At 31.4% G+C, this 16072-nt stretch carries 16 protein-coding genes; 8 read left to right on the top strand and 8 right to left on the bottom strand.

The features are described from left to right. The first annotated feature begins 29 nt into the window (after positions 1 to 29). Positions 30 to 1661, top strand: coding sequence for an ABC-F family ATP-binding cassette domain-containing protein (locus P8H50_RS07685; protein ID WP_300207415.1), 1632 nt, complete (start codon positions 30 to 32; stop codon positions 1659 to 1661). An 11-nt stretch (positions 1662 to 1672) separates the two neighbouring features. Here the strand turns inward: P8H50_RS07685 and P8H50_RS07690 are convergent, their stop codons facing one another. Genes P8H50_RS07690 through P8H50_RS07700 form a run of 3 tightly spaced genes read right to left on the bottom strand, consistent with a single transcriptional unit; the run spans position 1673 to position 3719 of the window. Beyond that, on the bottom strand, positions 1673 to 2098 hold the full coding sequence (locus P8H50_RS07690) for a DUF4174 domain-containing protein (RefSeq protein ID WP_300207418.1): 426 nt from the start codon (positions 2096 to 2098) through the stop codon (positions 1673 to 1675). A 1-nt stretch (position 2099) separates the two neighbouring features. Then, entirely contained in the window at positions 2100 to 3044 is a 945-nt protein-coding gene (locus tag P8H50_RS07695; protein ID WP_300207420.1) for a DUF4421 family protein, read from the bottom strand. Further along, a complete protein-coding gene (locus P8H50_RS07700; protein ID WP_300207422.1) occupies positions 3045 to 3719 on the bottom strand; it encodes an NAD-dependent deacylase in 675 nt (224 codons plus the stop codon). A 108-nt stretch (positions 3720 to 3827) separates the two neighbouring features. On the opposite strand from P8H50_RS07700, the gene P8H50_RS07705 reads away from it, so the two are divergent. Together P8H50_RS07705 and P8H50_RS07710 are read left to right on the top strand one after the other, a co-directional pair. Continuing rightward, positions 3828 to 4490, top strand: coding sequence for an RNA methyltransferase (locus P8H50_RS07705; protein ID WP_300207424.1), 663 nt, complete (start codon positions 3828 to 3830; stop codon positions 4488 to 4490). A 60-nt stretch (positions 4491 to 4550) separates the two neighbouring features. After that, a complete protein-coding gene (locus tag P8H50_RS07710; RefSeq protein ID WP_300207426.1) occupies positions 4551 to 4934 on the top strand; it encodes a VOC family protein in 384 nt (127 codons plus the stop codon). A 77-nt stretch (positions 4935 to 5011) separates the two neighbouring features. On the opposite strand, the gene P8H50_RS07715 is transcribed toward P8H50_RS07710, so the two are convergent. Further along, positions 5012 to 5806: a carboxypeptidase-like regulatory domain-containing protein gene (locus P8H50_RS07715; protein WP_300207429.1), complete on the bottom strand. Its 795-nt coding sequence runs from the start codon at positions 5804 to 5806 to the stop codon at positions 5012 to 5014. A gap of 161 nt (positions 5807 to 5967) precedes the next feature. Between P8H50_RS07715 and P8H50_RS07720 the strand changes: the two genes are divergently transcribed. Then, positions 5968 to 8889, top strand: a complete 2922-nt coding sequence (locus P8H50_RS07720; protein ID WP_300207431.1) for a T9SS type B sorting domain-containing protein — start codon at positions 5968 to 5970, stop codon at positions 8887 to 8889. A 38-nt stretch (positions 8890 to 8927) separates the two neighbouring features. Here the strand turns inward: P8H50_RS07720 and P8H50_RS07725 are convergent, their stop codons facing one another. After that, a complete protein-coding gene (locus tag P8H50_RS07725; protein WP_300207433.1) occupies positions 8928 to 10808 on the bottom strand; it encodes a DEAD/DEAH box helicase in 1881 nt (626 codons plus the stop codon). A gap of 362 nt (positions 10809 to 11170) precedes the next feature. Here P8H50_RS07725 and P8H50_RS07730 point away from each other — a divergent pair, with 362 nt between their 5' ends. Beyond that, positions 11171 to 11665, top strand: coding sequence for a hypothetical protein (locus P8H50_RS07730; RefSeq protein ID WP_300207435.1), 495 nt, complete (start codon positions 11171 to 11173; stop codon positions 11663 to 11665). A 21-nt stretch (positions 11666 to 11686) separates the two neighbouring features. On the opposite strand, the gene P8H50_RS07735 is transcribed toward P8H50_RS07730, so the two are convergent. The 3 genes from P8H50_RS07735 to P8H50_RS07745 all read right to left on the bottom strand — a co-directional run bounded on the left by P8H50_RS07735 (position 11687) and on the right by P8H50_RS07745 (position 13683). Continuing rightward, on the bottom strand, positions 11687 to 12262 hold the full coding sequence (locus P8H50_RS07735) for a non-canonical purine NTP diphosphatase (RefSeq protein WP_300207437.1): 576 nt from the start codon (positions 12260 to 12262) through the stop codon (positions 11687 to 11689). A gap of 108 nt (positions 12263 to 12370) precedes the next feature. Then, positions 12371 to 12844, bottom strand: coding sequence for a 23S rRNA (pseudouridine(1915)-N(3))-methyltransferase RlmH (gene rlmH / locus P8H50_RS07740; protein WP_300207439.1), 474 nt, complete (start codon positions 12842 to 12844; stop codon positions 12371 to 12373). Further along, positions 12844 to 13683: a hypothetical protein gene (locus P8H50_RS07745; RefSeq protein ID WP_300207441.1), complete on the bottom strand. Its 840-nt coding sequence runs from the start codon at positions 13681 to 13683 to the stop codon at positions 12844 to 12846. The genes rlmH and P8H50_RS07745 overlap by 1 nt, the downstream gene beginning before the upstream one ends. 88 nt (positions 13684 to 13771) lie before the next feature. Here P8H50_RS07745 and nadC point away from each other — a divergent pair, with 88 nt between their 5' ends. Genes nadC through P8H50_RS07760 form a run of 3 tightly spaced genes read left to right on the top strand, consistent with a single transcriptional unit; the run spans position 13772 to position 16060 of the window. Further along, complete coding sequence (gene nadC / locus P8H50_RS07750; protein WP_300207444.1) at positions 13772 to 14632, top strand: carboxylating nicotinate-nucleotide diphosphorylase; 861 nt, start codon at positions 13772 to 13774, stop codon at positions 14630 to 14632. Further along, a complete protein-coding gene (locus tag P8H50_RS07755) occupies positions 14632 to 15642 on the top strand; it encodes a YihY/virulence factor BrkB family protein (protein WP_300207447.1) in 1011 nt (336 codons plus the stop codon). Before nadC ends, P8H50_RS07755 begins: the two co-directional genes overlap by 1 nt. After that, positions 15635 to 16060 (top strand): DUF2147 domain-containing protein, encoded by a 426-nt coding sequence (locus tag P8H50_RS07760; RefSeq protein ID WP_300207450.1) that lies wholly within the window; start codon positions 15635 to 15637, stop codon positions 16058 to 16060. The genes P8H50_RS07755 and P8H50_RS07760 overlap by 8 nt, the downstream gene beginning before the upstream one ends. Positions 16061 to 16072: the final 12 nt, after the last annotated feature.

The following is a 16072-nucleotide window of genomic DNA, read 5'->3' on the forward strand; positions in this document are numbered from 1 at the left end:
ATTAATTTCGCGCTTTCAAATGAATAGACATGATTACAGTAGATAATTTAGCAGTAGAATTTAGTGGTACAACTTTATTTAGTGATGTAAATTTTGTTATCAATCCAAACGATAAGATAGCTTTAATGGGAAAAAATGGTGCAGGAAAATCTACTATGATGAAAATTGTAGCTGGTGTACAAAATCCTACACGTGGTAAAATAAGTTGTCCAAAGGAGACTGTAATTGCTTACTTGCCTCAGCATTTACTAACCGAAGATAATTGTACTGTTTTTGAAGAGGCTTCTAAAGCGTTTGCACACATTTTTAAGATGAAAAATGAAATGGACGTTCTAAATAAAGCATTAGAAACTCGAACAGATTACGAGAGTGACGAGTATATGTCTATTATAGAAAAAGTTAGCGAATTAGGCGAACAATTTTATGCTTTAGAAGATGTAAATTACGATGCAGAAGTAGAGAAAGCTTTAAAAGGATTGGGTTTTAAGCAAGACGATTTTACCAGATTAACTAACGAGTTTTCTGGTGGTTGGAGAATGCGAATTGAATTAGCAAAAATTCTGTTGCAAAAGCCAGATTTAATTTTGTTAGATGAGCCTACAAACCATATTGATATAGAATCTGTAATCTGGTTAGAAGATTTTTTAGTAAACAAAGCCAATGCTGTAATGGTGATTTCTCACGATAGAGCGTTTATAGATAATATTACTAATCGTACTATAGAAGTAACTATGGGACGCATTTACGATTATAAAGCCAACTATTCACATTACTTACAATTACGCGAAGAACGTCGTGTACACCAAATAAAAGCTTACCAAGAACAGCAAAAGTATATTGCAGATAATATGGCTTTTATAGAACGTTTTAAAGGCACATATTCTAAAACTAACCAAGTGTCTTCTCGTGAGCGTATGCTAGAAAAACTAGAAATTATAGAGATTGATGAAGTAGATAATGCGGCATTAAAACTTGAGTTTCCACCTGCACAACGTTCTGGTGATTATCCTGTAATAGTAGACGAGTTAACAAAAAGCTATGGTAATCATACAGTATTTAAAAATGCTAGTTTCTCTATTGCTAGAGGAGAGAAAGTGAGTTTTGTTGGGCGAAATGGAGAAGGGAAATCTACCATGATTAAATCTATACTTGGTGAGATAGAAGTAGAGGGAAAGTGTAGTTTAGGTCATAATGTGCATGTTGGTTATTTTGCTCAAAACCAAGCCGCTTTGTTAGATACAGAATTAACCGTTTTTCAAACGGTAGATACTGTTGCAAAAGGAGATGTACGAACGCAAATTAAAAATATTTTGGGTCGTTTTATGTTTAAAGGCGACGATATCGATAAGAAAGTAAGTGTATTGTCTGGAGGAGAAAAAACCAGATTAGCTATGGTGAAATTATTACTAGAGCCTGTTAATTTGCTTATTCTCGATGAGCCAACAAACCACTTAGATTTAAAGTCTAAAGATGTTTTAAAAGATGCGCTCTTAAGTTTCGATGGTACACTAATTTTGGTATCTCACGATCGTGATTTCTTACAAGGCTTATCTCAAAAAGTATTTGAATTTAAAGAACAACGTGTTATCGAACATTTTGAAACTATTGATGCTTTTTTAGAAAGAAATCGTATTAAGAGTATTAAGGAAATGAATCTTTAAAAGGAGTTCGTTTAATTTTTTTGTGTTTCAGATTGTCGCATTGGCATCGCGTCTATAATACCAAACAATTGTTGTTTTGTTAAAGGCGTATTTTTAATCTTTTTTATCTTTCCATCTAGTCCAATTAAAACGACTTTAAATTTATCTTCAAAATTCATGTGTTTTTTATAAAGTTGCTTCTCTTTTTTCCAATTTGACTTGGTTTTATATAGTGTAGATTTATATTGATGTGGTAAAACTTCATAAATTATTAGTTGTCTTTCTTTAAAGCCTTCTTCACTATTTTTTAAAAAGCTTAATTGTATTTTATAGTCTTCAGCATTTTCTTCAGAAGTAAAAATTAATAACACTCTGTGTTTCCATTTCTGTTTACTAATATCTTGAGCAGACAAGGTCTTGAAACTTAATAAAACAATTAAAATAATAAATAATCTCATGTTACTTTTTAATTTTGCTTTTTAACCAATCTACTCTTCTTTCTAAAGATTTTGGTGCATTAAAACGATATCCAAAATAGAGTTTGGCATAACTTCTATCGCTTATAATATTAGTTTTTGTTTTGGCATTAGTCGCTTTAGAATCGAAATTAAAATTGGCACCTGCTACTATTTTTTCAGAAGTGTAACCAAAGTATAAACCTAAGTTTAAAGCTGTTGTAAATAAGGTGTTTTGCTCATTAACTTCAGCCAAATTATAATCGGTATAACGAATACCTATTGCTGGAGATACAGAAGGTGTTACAAACCAATTGTTTTCTATTACCCAAGTATAGTAATAGTCTGAAGCCAGAGCAATACTATAAATGTTTTGTGCTTCTTTATTACCATCTATTTTGTCTGAAAAGCGTTGGTATCCATAACGTAAAGTAGGTATTAAACTTCCAGTGCTTTTGCGTTGCCACTCTGTATTAAATAGAACATGTTTTAAAGAGAAATTAGGATTTATTACAAAAGACGTTGCACCATTCCAGCTTGTAGTTTTAAAATCTGGAAATTCCTCCTGTTGACCATTAAGAATTTCACCTTCTCTGTAAAACCCACGAACACGTCTGTACTGCATATTCTGTATCCATTGGTTTAAAAATAAGCGCAGTGTAATGTCTTGAAATGAAGATTTGTAAGGTAAACTTCTGTCTTTAGGAGAGAAACCAATACTTAAACCAATAAACTCATAATTGGCAGAAGCAGTAAACTTAAAAATAGTATTGGCTGCTAAACTAAAATTTTCAGTGTCACTTTTTTGTATGGAATACGACTCGGTTTGTGTATTAATATTGGCTTTTAGCATAATTTTATGCTTAAAAGAGGTAATAAAAGATGAGTTGTCTTGGCTATAACCTATAACTGTAAAACAAATAAAAAATTGAAGGAATAAGACTCTCATTTAATGTATTAAGTTAATAAATTCTCGAACACCTTTTGTTGCTGTATTTTTTATAACAGTTAAAGTTTTAGAGCTTGATATTGTTGGATTTGGATCTATAAAATAAGTAGGTGTGTTTTCTGGAACATAATGTATTAAACTAGCAGCAGGATATACTTGCATAGAGGTGCCAATAATTAACAAAACATTTGCTGTGTTACAAATGTCTACAGCCTTGTCAATTAAAGGTACAGCTTCACCAAACCAAACAATATGTGGTCTTAATTGGTGTCCGTTTTCGTCTAAATCTCCAAGATTTAAGTTATTTGTCCAAGGTTTCACAAGGTCTTCATTTTTTGTAGAACGTACTTTTAGTAATTCGCCATGTAAATGAATTACGTTTGTGCTTCCTGCACGTTCATGTAAATCGTCTACATTTTGAGTAATAATAGTTACTTTATATTGGTGTTCTAAACTTGCCAAATCATAATGTGCTGCATTAGGTTTTACATCTAGTAATTGTTTACGTCTTTGGTTATAGAACTCGAAAACTAGTTCAGGATTAGCAATAAATCCTTCTGGAGAAGCAACTGCCATGACATCGTGTCCTTCCCAAAGACCATTAGCATCACGAAAAGTTTTAAGTCCGCTTTCGGCACTCATTCCAGCTCCAGTAAGTACTACAATATGTTTCATTGTTATATATTAACGGTATAAAGTTACTGTTATTTCTTTTATCAAGACATGTAAAAATATAGATTCTAAAACGTAAGCTATTTGCATGAGGTTTTTTATTTTTACGATATGATTGACATTAAACTCCTAGAACATCTCGAAACCTTTCTTACCGAAGATAGAATAAAACGGTTTCATAAGGTCATAGATAAACGTACAAAATTTTATACAGTAGCTACAGAAGACGTATACCAATTACACAATACAAGTGCAGTAATGCGAAGTTGTGATGTCTTTGGTATACAAGAAGTAAATATTGTAGAAGAGACCAATTCTAAGCAGATAGATAAAGAAATTGCAATGGGAGCACAAAAGTGGGTAGATTTAAACCGATACCATTCTGTTAAAACGTGTATTAAAGATTTAAAAACTAAAGGCTACCAAATAGTTGCCACTACACCACATAAAGAGGATTGTGAGTTGTATGATTTTGATGTAACCAAAAAGTCTTGTTTTTTCTTTGGAAGAGAAACCGAAGGGCTTTCGGAAGCGGTATTAAAAGAAGCAGATGTTTTTTTAAAAATTCCTATGTCTGGTTTTACAGAGAGTTTAAATATTTCGGTATCTGCAGCTATTATTTTGCAACATGTTACAACTAAGTTGAAGAAAACAAACATAGATTGGCAACTTACCGAAAACGAAAAACTAGAGAAGCGTCTCGATTGGTGTAAAAAGACCATTAAAAGTTACAACGAAATTATTGAGCGTTATTATGAAGCTAAAAACCATTAGTCTTCTTGAAGCTAAAAATTATTATCTTTAGAGCAGTTCTATTAACTTTAATTAACGTCTATGGAAAGTAATTTAATTAGTTGGATTGAAATTCCAGTAACCAATATGGAACGCGCTAAAGCTTTTTACGAGACTGTATTTAATATTGAAATAAAAATAGAAACGTTTCAAGGTGTTTTTATGGGATGGTTTCCCATATATGATAAAAAACCTGGAGCCTCTGGTGCTTTAGTACTAAATGAGGCTTACACACCAAGTGATACTAAAGGTGTCTTAATTTACTTTAGCTCTAACGATATTAGTAAACAATTAGAAACAGTTGTAGAAAATGGAGGTGCAATTATTCAAAACTTTACAGAAATTTCACCAGAAATAGGTGCAATGGGATTGTTTATAGATACCGAAGGTAATAGAATAGCTTTATACTCTAATCCTAAGTTATAACCAGATTAAGTTTTAGATTTTACAATCTAAGTGCTTGAAATTTATTTGCAAATTGAACGTTGTAGACTAAGGAGTAATTACTTCTTTCTATCTCGACTTAATACCTTGTATTCTTCATAACATTGACTAATAGCATCTAACATTTGAAGATCGTTGGCTTTATTAATAAAATCTTTAGAGTAATTGCATTGAGAGACAATTTCATCTAAATCTACTTTGGTGATTTGTAATAATACCATAAGCGTTTCTCTATCGAATCTAGAAGCGAGAAGGTTTCTAATTTCGTCGTCTTTTTTCATCTGTTTTAGCTTTTTAAGCTCGGAGCCTTTTCTGCTAAAAGTATTGTAGAGAAAATCTAACGGATTAAATATAGAACCTAAAACTTTACTTATTTTATTTGGGGATTTATTATTACCAGCTTCATAACCAGAGCTTAGCCCAGAGATGCTATAACGATAGTTTGTGTTTACTTGTACTTGTTTAATGTCTATTTCTAGGTAGCCAGTAAGTTTAAGATCGTTAACTACAACTTCCTCTAAAGCAAGTGCTAATTCTGTTAAAATAATTTTAGAACTTCCAAATTTTAGCCAATCGTTTGTTACACGTACTTTAATAGATTTGTAACCAATGTATGTTAAATGTAACGTATCGTTAACTTTAGCTTTTAGAGTAAATTCTCCAGCTTCATTTGTAGTAGTACCAATAACTTGGTTTAAGTTAACAATGTTAACACTCTCAATTGGAGCGTTTGTTTGAGAGTCTATTAAAACACCTTCTACTTTATCTTTATTCAATGTGTTTTCTGTATCTCCTTCTTGAGCAAATGCAAAAAAGGAACAAAGTAATAAGAGTAAAATAAAAAAGTGTTTCATTGATTTTTATCAAGCCATAAAAGTACTAAACAAATTTTATTTAGTGCACTTAAAACTCTTTATTTGACTTAATATTAACAAAAAGGCTTAATTTTTTAGTTAAGTCTTTGTAGTATTATAAATTTTTAAATTATATGTTCATCTTTGTAAAAAATTATTAAATGAAATTTAAAGTATTATTACTGCTTACGTTCTTGTTATCGTTTTCTTCAATTCAAGCTCAAAACGAAGCAGCTATATGGTATTTTGGATTTAATGCAGGTTTAGATTTTAACAGTGGAGCACCTGTGGCTTTAACAAATGGTATGTTAAGTACAAATGAAGGTTGTTCAACAATTTCTAATAGTAATGGACAACTTCTTTTTTATACAGATGGTATTCGTGTTTGGGATAAAAGCCATAATGTAATGCCAAATGGTACTGGACTTTTTGGAAATCCATCGAGTACACAATCTGGTATCATAGTCCCAAAACCTAATAATCCTAATCTTTATTATATTTTTACTGTAGATGATGAAGCTGGACCTAATGGTCTGAGATATTCTGAAGTAGATTTAACTTTAAATGGTGGGAATGGAGATGTTAATGCTAATAAAAATATACTACTTACAACACCAACAGCAGAAAAAATATCTGCCATAGAGCACACAAACGGAAACGATATTTGGGTGATTACACACGAGTGGAACAGTAATAATTTTTTTGCATATTTAGTTACTCCAGCAGGTGTTAATACTACACCAATTACGTCTACTGTAGGTGCTTTTCATGGAGGAGGAAACACAAGTAACGCTATTGGGAATTTAAAATTTTCTCCCAATGGAGAACGGTTGGCACTTGCTCAAGCTTACGAACCAAATTTTGTTGAAGTTTTTGATTTTGATACTGCTACAGGATTAGTTAGCAACCCGATTTTTATTAATGGTATTTTTACTGAGAATGGATCTGATGGTCCTTATGGAGTAGAATTTTCACCAGATAGTAATACTTTGTATGTCTCTGATGCTAATTATTCTGGAAATTCTAAAATTCATCAATTTAATATTACTTTAAGCAATGCTACAGATGTTATAAATTCTGATACTATTTTGTTTGAAGGTTCTGGAACTTTTGCTGGTTTACAGTTAGCAATAGATGGCAAAATTTACATGTCTAAAGTAGATAAAACTTTTTTAAGCGTTATAGAAAATCCAGATATTTTGGGCACTGGAGCCAACTATATTGATGAAGCTGTGAGCTTAAATGGAAGATCTGCAAGATTTGGTTTACCACCTTTTATTCAATCGTTTTTTTCTGCTGGAATTGTTGTAGAAAACACATGTTTGGGAGCAGCTACTAATTTTTATGTAAATACAAGTAATACCATAGATTCTATTTTATGGAATTTTGGAGATGGTAATACTTCAACATTAGAAAATCCCACACATAATTATGCAAATACAGGACAATATAATGTTAATGTAACTACTACTTCAGGAGCAGATACAATAACACAAGATAGAGTGGTTACTATTAGCGATGTGCCTTTTGCAAATGCAGTATCAGATTATATTTTATGCGATGACACTTCTAACGATAGTATAGAAGTTTTTAATTTACAATCTAAAAACATAGAAATATTGGGCTTCCAGTCTGTTACACAATTTAATGTAAGTTACTTTCCCACAGCATTAGATGCTGTAAATGATACCAATATGTTGGCTAACAACTATTCTAACACAACAAATAATCAAGAGGTTTTTGTTAAAATTTTTAATGTAGACAATAGCTTATGTTACGCCATTACTTCTTTTAATTTAATAGTATCTCAAGTTCCAATTGCAAATACGGTTGCAGATGTGTTTTTATGTGACGACGCTACTCAAAACGGACAAGAAACAATTAATTTGTCGTTATTTAATGATCAAGTTTTGAATGGCCAAATGGCTTCTAGTTTTAATATTACTTATCACTTAACTCAAGATAATGCCAACAATAATGTAGGTGCTTTGCCAGATGTCTATCAATCTTCAAATGAAACTATTTTTATAAGAATTGAAAATACAACTCATGTAAATTGTTACGATACTTCCTCATTTAATATTACTATAGATGATTATTTTGCACCTAACCAACCAGACAATTTATTTTTATGTGAAAATGATAATGATGGAGTAGAGACTTTTAGCTTATCGTCTCAAGATAGTACAATACTTTTAGGTTCGTCTGGTACTTATAATGTGTCTTATCATCTTTCTCAAGATGATGCAGACAGTAATACAGATGCCATTTTAGGTAATTATCAAAACACAACTAGTTTCGAAGAAATTTTTGCTAGAATTGAAAAAACGACTAATGTGTTTTGTTACCAAACCTTATCATTTTTTATTGATGTAAGACCAGTTCCAGTTATAAACATGCAAACCGATTGGATTATTTGTTCTAATGAAACGCTAACCGTTTCAGCACCTGCTGGTTTCGATGCTTATTTATGGTCTACAGGTGAAACTACATCTACAATAGACATAACTTCTCCAGGTAATTACACAGTTACCGTAACTAATAATTATGCAACCGTTCCAGCTTTAAGCTGCAGCAGTTCTCAAAGCATAACTGTTACAGAATCTGATGAAGCTTTAATTAACGATGTAGCTATTGTAGATTGGACTATTAATGAAAACGAAATTAGAGTTTTTGTAGATGGTTTAGGTGATTATGAATATTCTTTAGATGGTATTACCTACCAAGATAGTAATCTCTTTAGTGGTTTAAATACTGGAGAATACTTAGTGTATGTAAGAGATAAATTAGGCTGTGGTGTAACATTAGAAGAGGTGTTTTTGTTGTTTTACCCTTATTTTTTCACTCCAAATAATGATACAGTAAACGATTTTTGGCAAATAAAATTTTCAGAATCTGAACCAGATTTAAAAATTTTAATTTTCGATAGGTATGGAAAACTATTAACACCTTTAGATCCACGTTCTCGTGGATGGGATGGTACCTTTAATGGCAAATTAATGCCAACTTCAGATTATTGGTTCTTGGTAAAAAGACCAAGTAATGGTAAAGAATATAGAGGTCATTTTACTCTAAGACGCTAAAAAAAATCCCAAACCTTAACAGTTTGGGATTTTTTTATTTAATCTTTTCTTCTAGAGCGTCCAGATCTAGAATGCGTAGTTTTAAATGCGCTTTTATCTTTGTCTCCACTTTCGCTTCGTCTTGAGCGTGTTGGTCTATCTTCGCTTCCTCGTCTTCTGTCGCTTCTGTTATTATCTCCAGAACCTTCACTACGTCTACTGCTGCGTCTATCTCCACCACCAGAAGAGCGTCTGTCTGCACCTCCTGAGCGTTTTCTGTCTCCACCATCTCGTCGTCTTCCACCACCAGAGTTTCCACGACCACGTCCACCACGACTTGGTTTATCTTCAGTAATTTCAACATTTACAAAACGACCTTCGTGTTTAAAGTCTGTAAAGAATGCTAATACTTTTTCTTGGTGTTCTTTTTCGGTATTAAAGAAAGAGAAGGTTTCTTTACAATCTACTTTAAAAACATCATCACGACCAAGATCTAAAACTTCTTTTAAGAAATCTTTTAATTTCATCCAATCGAAGCCATCTTTTTCACCTACGTTAATAAAGTAACGTGCAGCATTACCGCTTGGTTCACGACTTTCACGATTAGTATCTCCAGCAACTACGTTTAAGTTTTTAGACTTCTGGTAATAATTAAAGAAACGTGTAAACTCTACAGAGAAAAACTTCTTAATTAATTCATCTTTACTAGTATCTTCAAATAGTGCGTTTATATCTTCAAGATATTTATCAATTTCGTGATTAATTTCGGTATTATGAATTTTATTAGCTAAAGACATTAACTGTACTTCGCAAATTTCCATTCCGTTTGGAATTTCTTTTAATTCAAATTTCTTATTAATAATACGTTCAATACTTTTTAAACGTCGTACTTCACTTTTAGAAACAATTACCATAGAAACACCAGTTTTTCCAGCTCGTCCAGTTCTACCAGAACGGTGTGTGTAGGTTTCTATTTCGTCACTTAATTGGTAATTAATTACATGTGTAATATCATCTACATCAATACCACGTGCAGCAACATCTGTTGCTACAAGCATTTGTATTTGTTGCGATCTAAATTGCTTCATCACGATATCACGTTGATTCTGACTTAAATCACCATGTAATGCTCCAGCACTATAGCCATCTTCAATTAATTGTTCTGCAACTTTTTGTGTATCACGTTTTGTTCTACAAAAAATAACCGAAAATATATCAGGATTAGCATCTGCCAAACGTTTTAAAGCTTGGTAACGATCGCGTGCATTTACTAAATAGTATTCGTGAGAAACAGTATCTGTACTCTCGTTTTTATGTCCAACAGTAATTTCCTGTGGACTTTTCATAAACTTTTTTGCAATGGTTGCTACCTCTTTAGGCATTGTTGCAGAAAATAACCATGTGTTTTTATCTTCAGGTGTTCCAGATAAAATATCTGTAATATCTTCTTTAAAACCCATGTTAAGCATCTCGTCTGCTTCATCTAAAACTGCATATTGAATTTTAGTGATATCTACTAACCTTCTGCTAATCATATCTTTCATTCTACCAGGTGTAGCAACAATAACTTGCGCACCACGTTTTACTTCGCGCGCTTGGTCTGTAATGCTAGAACCTCCATAAATAGCAACAACATTTAAACCTTTGCAGTATTTACCGTAAGCTTTCATTTCGTTTGCTATTTGCAAACAAAGTTCACGAGTAGGAGATAATATTAAGCCTTGAGTGGTACGACTATCAATATCAATTTTTTGAAGCATCGGGAAACCAAATGCAGCAGTTTTACCAGTTCCAGTTTGCGCTAAGGCCACTAAATCTTTTTCTTCGTTTAATAATATTGGGATTGCTTTTTCTTGTACTTCAGATGGTGTTTCGAAACCTAAATCTGTAATACCTTTTAAAAGGTCTTCGTTAAGACCTAATTCTTGGAATGTGCTCATTCTTTTGTTATGTATTTCAATGTCAATCTATTTGGTGTTACAGATAGAAGTGCATTGAACATACTTAACCTAAAACTTCTAGTAACACATCCTCACTCTGAGGAGTCAATTTAACGCTTTTGCGTTTTTAAAGGTGCAAAGGTACGTAATAATATTAGATATTCAATTTATTAGTTTTAGTGTTTGTTTTTGAGCGCTTTAACACGCTATTCGTTATATCTTTTTTTTGCCATATATGGTAGCAAAAAAAAGGATGCCACTACTATCGTTAGCGCGAAAATGTTGTTTAATAGAATATCTAAAAAATATTTAATTTTTTTTAAATAAGAAAAACATTAAATTGCTGCACTAAAAAATAAATTATGAAGAAAATATATTTCGCATTTTTCCTATTAGCTTTAGGTTTAAATGTACAGGCACAAGAAGCAACTTTAAAATCAGATCAAGATAAACAAGCTAGAGCAATGGAACTCATGTCTGAAAAAGTAGACATTAAAGTTGATGAAAATCTTTTTATGGCTGTTACACCAAATACATATGTTTCAGAATCTCCAAAAGCTGTAATAATGGCTATGAAAGTGCCAGAATCTTATGCAGAAGCAAAAAAGAAAATAAATGATAGCCAAGATAATAAATTTAAAGTTAAAGATAGAGGAGAAAAAACTATTAATGGTGTTAATGTACTGTTTATGGAAGGCACTTCTGAGGCTGAAGGTGTCACTTTAAATAACACAATTTACTGTGTAGCCATCGACGAAAATACTTGTTTAATGTTTATTGGTATGGTTGAAGTAGGCGCAGACGCTAAATATACAGAAGCAATAACAGAAGCGGCAAATTCTGTAATAAAAAAATAATAAAATAGTTGGTCTTTTTAATTAAATAATATTAAAGTACTTAATGAGCTGTTTTACAGCTTTCCCACGATGTCCAATCTCATTTTTTAGTTTTAAATCTATTTCAGCAAAGGTTTTAGTATGGCCAGTTGGTTTAAAAATAGGATCGTAACCAAAACCTTTGTTTCCTTTTTTTTCTTGGGTTATTTCGCCTTTACAAACACCTGTAAAAGTTTCAAGCTTACCATTTAAATGTAAAGCGATAACGGTTTTAAATTGTGCTTTTCGATTGGACTTATCTTTTAAATTAGTTAAAAGTAAATCCATATTATCGTTTGCATCTCTTTGTTCACCAGCGTATCGTGCACTGTAGACTCCAGGTTCATTATTTAAAGCTGCTACTTCCAAACCTGTATCGTCTGCAAAGCAATCGTAGCCATAATTGGTTTTTACGTATTCTACTTTTTGTATAGCATTACCTTCAATAGTATCTTGAGTTTCTGGTATATCTTCAAAACAACCAATATCTTTTAAGCTTAATAATTTTATATGTTGCGGAATTAAAGATTGAACTTCCTTTAATTTGTTAGCATTGTTAGTTGCGAATACGAGTTTCATTTATATAATAAGTTTAATTTTTCACTATTCACTATTCACTATTCACTATTCACTATTCACTATTCACTATTCACTATTCACTATTCACTATTCACTATTCACTATTCACTAGCGATGATGATAAGGTTCATTCTTTAAAATAGTAAAACCACGATACAATTGCTCAATAATAAATAAACGTACCATTTGGTGAGAAAATGTCATTTTTGATAATGAGACTTTTCCTTTTGCTTTATTATATACATCTTCAGAGAATCCATAAGGTCCACCAATAACAAAAATGAGTTGTTTAATACCAGAGTTCATGTGTTTTTGTAAATATTTAGAAAAGCCAACACTATCATGCTGTTTGCCGTTTTCGTCTAACAAAATTAAAACATCTGTAGCACTTAATTTATTTAAAATAAGTTCGCCTTCCTTTTGTTTTTGTTGTGCTTCACTAAGACTTTTTACATTTTTAATATCAGGAATAATTTCCAAATTAAATTTAATATAGAAACTTAGGCGTTTTGTATACTCTTCAATAAGAGACTGCAGTTGTTTATTGTCTGTTTTGCCAATGGCAATAAGTTTAATAGTCATTAAAAACAGTGTTTTGAATTGTGATAAAATGGTATTTTTTCAAATAAACCATATCCATTTTCCATATGTGTTGTTTTTGATAACTCTAAATCATTCTTGTATTGTTCCCAATTTGAGTTTTCAAGAAGTTTTTCAACTCTTTTGTCTGTAGTGTGTCCACCATTTAGATAGAACTCTCCATCGGGTTTTATTATAGCAAGGTTATAGTTGTACATTATTTTAAAAAATTGGTTTTTAAAAACACCATTATCTTTTATCCAATTAAATCCACCATAGTTATTAACTACATTTTCTTCTGCTTTGTATAGGTAATTAATTTTAATTGAAAATTTTCTCTCATATTTTTCGATGCATTTATTTTGCTTTTTTAACCATTTTTTTCTGTTATTAATAAACTTTTTTTCATTAAAGTCATGGGTCCTTCTGCCTTTATCTCTTAAAGAAAGCGAAGTGTCTTTTTTTACGGCCAGAGTATGTTTAATATGTTTTTTATTGAGCGTAGAGAAGCTAAGAAGAGAATCATAATATTTTAAAACTATAATTTCTCCGGAATCAATTTTTTTCTTAGAATCTCTATTGATTAATAATCTAATTTGCTGGTATACTTGAGTGCTTAATTTACCAAAGTAAAATTTATTAAGCACTTTATTAACAACTAGACTATCGGTTTTATATTCCAAACATTTGTAGGTATGGTTTTTGCATTTTTTTAAATAGATAGTTTTATCTATTTCTTTATTGTAGGCATCAGTATAAATCTTTTTAGAATCTGTGTTTTGAGACCAAGAAATGGAAGTAAACAGCATAAAAAGTAAGTAGACAAATAATTCTAATTTCATATAAAATATTAGGTATTAATGCTAAACTACAATTAAATTTTAATAATCGTAAATCAATTTCTTATTTTAGCATAAACAATTCTTAGCAATGATTTCTCAAGAACAATTTAATAAAGAAATAGAACTAATAATAGCCAATGCTATTCGGGAAGATGTTGGTGATGGTGATCACAGTTCATTATCCTGTATTCCAGAATCTGCTCAAGGTAAAGCTAAACTTTTAGTAAAAGATAATGGCATAATAGCAGGAGTAGAATTTGCAAAACAAGTGTTTGCTTATGTAGATCCTAAAATGAAAGTTGAAACCCTTATAGAAGATGGAAGTAAAGTAAACTATGGTGATATTGTTTTTTATGTAGAAGGCGCCTCGCAATCCATTTTAAAAGCAGAACGACTAGTGCTTAATGCGATGCAGCGTATGAGTGCCATAGCAACCAAAACCAAACTTTTTGTAGATTTACTAAAAGGCACAGGAACAAAAATTTTGGACACACGTAAAACAACTCCAGGTATTCGTGCTCTAGAAAAATGGGCAGTTAAAATAGGTGGAGGAGAGAACCATAGGTTTGCACTTTACGATATGATTATGCTTAAAGATAACCACATTGATTTTGCTGGTGGTATTACAAAAGCTATAGAAAAAACACAACAGTATTTAAAAGCCACTAATCGCGACTTAAAAATTATAGTAGAAGCAAGAGACTTAAATGAAATTGAAGAAATCCTTAAAAGCGATGGTGTTTATAGAATACTAATAGATAACTTTAACTACCAAGATACCAGAACAGCAGTAAAGCTAATTGGAAACAAATGCTTAACAGAAAGTTCTGGTGGTATAAACGAAAAAACCATTAGAGAGTATGCGCTTTGTGGAGTAAATTTTATTTCGTCTGGAGCATTAACACACTCGGTTTATAATTTAGATTTAAGCTTAAAAGCTGTAGATTAATGGCAGACGCTGTAAAAGAGGAGCTTTTAGAAGAGAAAATTGCTGAAAAGCAATTAAAAGAAAAGCAATTAAAAGTTAGATTGCTCAAAATTCCTGTGCTTAATATTGTAATAAAATTATTAAGTAAAGTTAAGTTGCCTGGATTAGAAGGATTATCGCTTTACGATTTGTTAGAATTATATAGTATAGGTATTGCTAAAGGTGCATTAACAACTAGAGCAAGCGCTATAGCTTACAGCTTTTTCACAGCCTTATTTCCGTTTTTACTTTTTATTATTATCATTATACCAAGTATTCCTATTGATGATTTTCAGGACGATTTTTTAATCTTCTTAGAATCGGTTTTACCACCAACAACTTCAGATTTCTTTTCGGACAATATATTTTTTGCTTTAAAAGATAAAAATAGTAACAGTGGTTTACTATCTACTGTTTTAGTGGTTGCTATTTTTTTAATGACAAATGGTGTAAACGCCTTATTTTCCGGTTTCGAGAATTCTTACCATCAACAATTAACACGTAATGTATTTAGGCAGTATTTGTATGCCATGGGAGTTGCATTAATATTGTCTTTGCTTTTAATTATTACAGTTGTAGTATTGGGTTATTTTCAAATTTATGTTGTAGATAACACGTTAGAATTTTTTAAAGAATACGGTTACGAATCCAGAAGAAAAGCAGATTTTTGGGCAAATGTAGCACAATATACCTTTTTTGTAATTATTACTTTTTTCGCTACAGCCACATTATACTATTTGGGAACAAGAGAAGGTAAGAAAGCTAAATTTTTCTCTGTAGGTGCTTTATCTACCACTGTTCTAATCATGTTAACCTCTTATTTATTTGGTGTTTACATAGAAAATTTCTCTCGTTATAACGAACTTTATGGTTCTATAGGAGCCTTATTAATATTACTATTTTACCTTTGGTTGAATGCAAATATTTTACTGTTAGGTTTTGAATTAAATATGGCATTAATGAATCTTAGAAAACAACAATATCATGATTAAGCACTTTCTCATTCTAGTATTTTTAGTGTCTTTTTCTGGACAAGCTCAAGACATTTTTGGAAAGTGGAAAACGATAGATGACCAAACAGGTGAGGCAAAATCTATAGTTGAAATTTATAAACGCGATGGAAAAGTTTTTGGCAAAATTGTTTCCATTTTAAACCCAGAAGTAAAGGACGCGCTTTGCTTAAAATGTGAAGGAGAGGATAAAAATAAGCCTGTTTTGGGTTTCGAACTTATCAAGAATATGACAAAAGAAGGACGCTATTATAAAAATGGAACTATTTTCGATCCAGAACATGGCAAGAAATATAAATGCAGATTAATGCTAACCGAAAATCCTGATATATTACAAGTAAGAGGCTATATTGCCTTTTTATATGCTTCACAATATTGGCAACGAGTTAAAGAAAGATAATAGAGATTATCG

Origin of the sequence: Lacinutrix sp. (assembly GCF_029238095.1) — a bacterium.
GTDB lineage: Bacteria > Bacteroidota > Bacteroidia > Flavobacteriales > Flavobacteriaceae > Lacinutrix.

Coding starts and splice junctions, on each gene's coding strand:
- rlmH (WP_300207439.1), bottom strand. CDS start 12,844: ATGACTATTAAACTTATTGCCATTGGCAAAACAGACAATAAACAACTG.
- P8H50_RS07700 (WP_300207422.1), bottom strand. CDS start 3,719: ATGAAACATATTGTAGTACTTACTGGAGCTGGAATGAGTGCCGAAAGC.
- P8H50_RS07745 (WP_300207441.1), bottom strand. CDS start 13,683: ATGAAATTAGAATTATTTGTCTACTTACTTTTTATGCTGTTTACTTCC.
- P8H50_RS07755 (WP_300207447.1), top strand. CDS start 14,632: ATGGCAGACGCTGTAAAAGAGGAGCTTTTAGAAGAGAAAATTGCTGAA.
- P8H50_RS07720 (WP_300207431.1), top strand. CDS start 5,968: ATGAAATTTAAAGTATTATTACTGCTTACGTTCTTGTTATCGTTTTCT.
- P8H50_RS07685 (WP_300207415.1), top strand. CDS start 30: ATGATTACAGTAGATAATTTAGCAGTAGAATTTAGTGGTACAACTTTA.
- P8H50_RS07735 (WP_300207437.1), bottom strand. CDS start 12,262: ATGAAACTCGTATTCGCAACTAACAATGCTAACAAATTAAAGGAAGTT.
- P8H50_RS07690 (WP_300207418.1), bottom strand. CDS start 2,098: ATGAGATTATTTATTATTTTAATTGTTTTATTAAGTTTCAAGACCTTG.
- P8H50_RS07725 (WP_300207433.1), bottom strand. CDS start 10,808: ATGAGCACATTCCAAGAATTAGGTCTTAACGAAGACCTTTTAAAAGGT.
- P8H50_RS07715 (WP_300207429.1), bottom strand. CDS start 5,806: ATGAAACACTTTTTTATTTTACTCTTATTACTTTGTTCCTTTTTTGCA.
- nadC (WP_300207444.1), top strand. CDS start 13,772: ATGATTTCTCAAGAACAATTTAATAAAGAAATAGAACTAATAATAGCC.
- P8H50_RS07695 (WP_300207420.1), bottom strand. CDS start 3,044: ATGAGAGTCTTATTCCTTCAATTTTTTATTTGTTTTACAGTTATAGGT.
- P8H50_RS07730 (WP_300207435.1), top strand. CDS start 11,171: ATGAAGAAAATATATTTCGCATTTTTCCTATTAGCTTTAGGTTTAAAT.
- P8H50_RS07710 (WP_300207426.1), top strand. CDS start 4,551: ATGGAAAGTAATTTAATTAGTTGGATTGAAATTCCAGTAACCAATATG.
- P8H50_RS07705 (WP_300207424.1), top strand. CDS start 3,828: ATGATTGACATTAAACTCCTAGAACATCTCGAAACCTTTCTTACCGAA.
- P8H50_RS07760 (WP_300207450.1), top strand. CDS start 15,635: ATGATTAAGCACTTTCTCATTCTAGTATTTTTAGTGTCTTTTTCTGGA.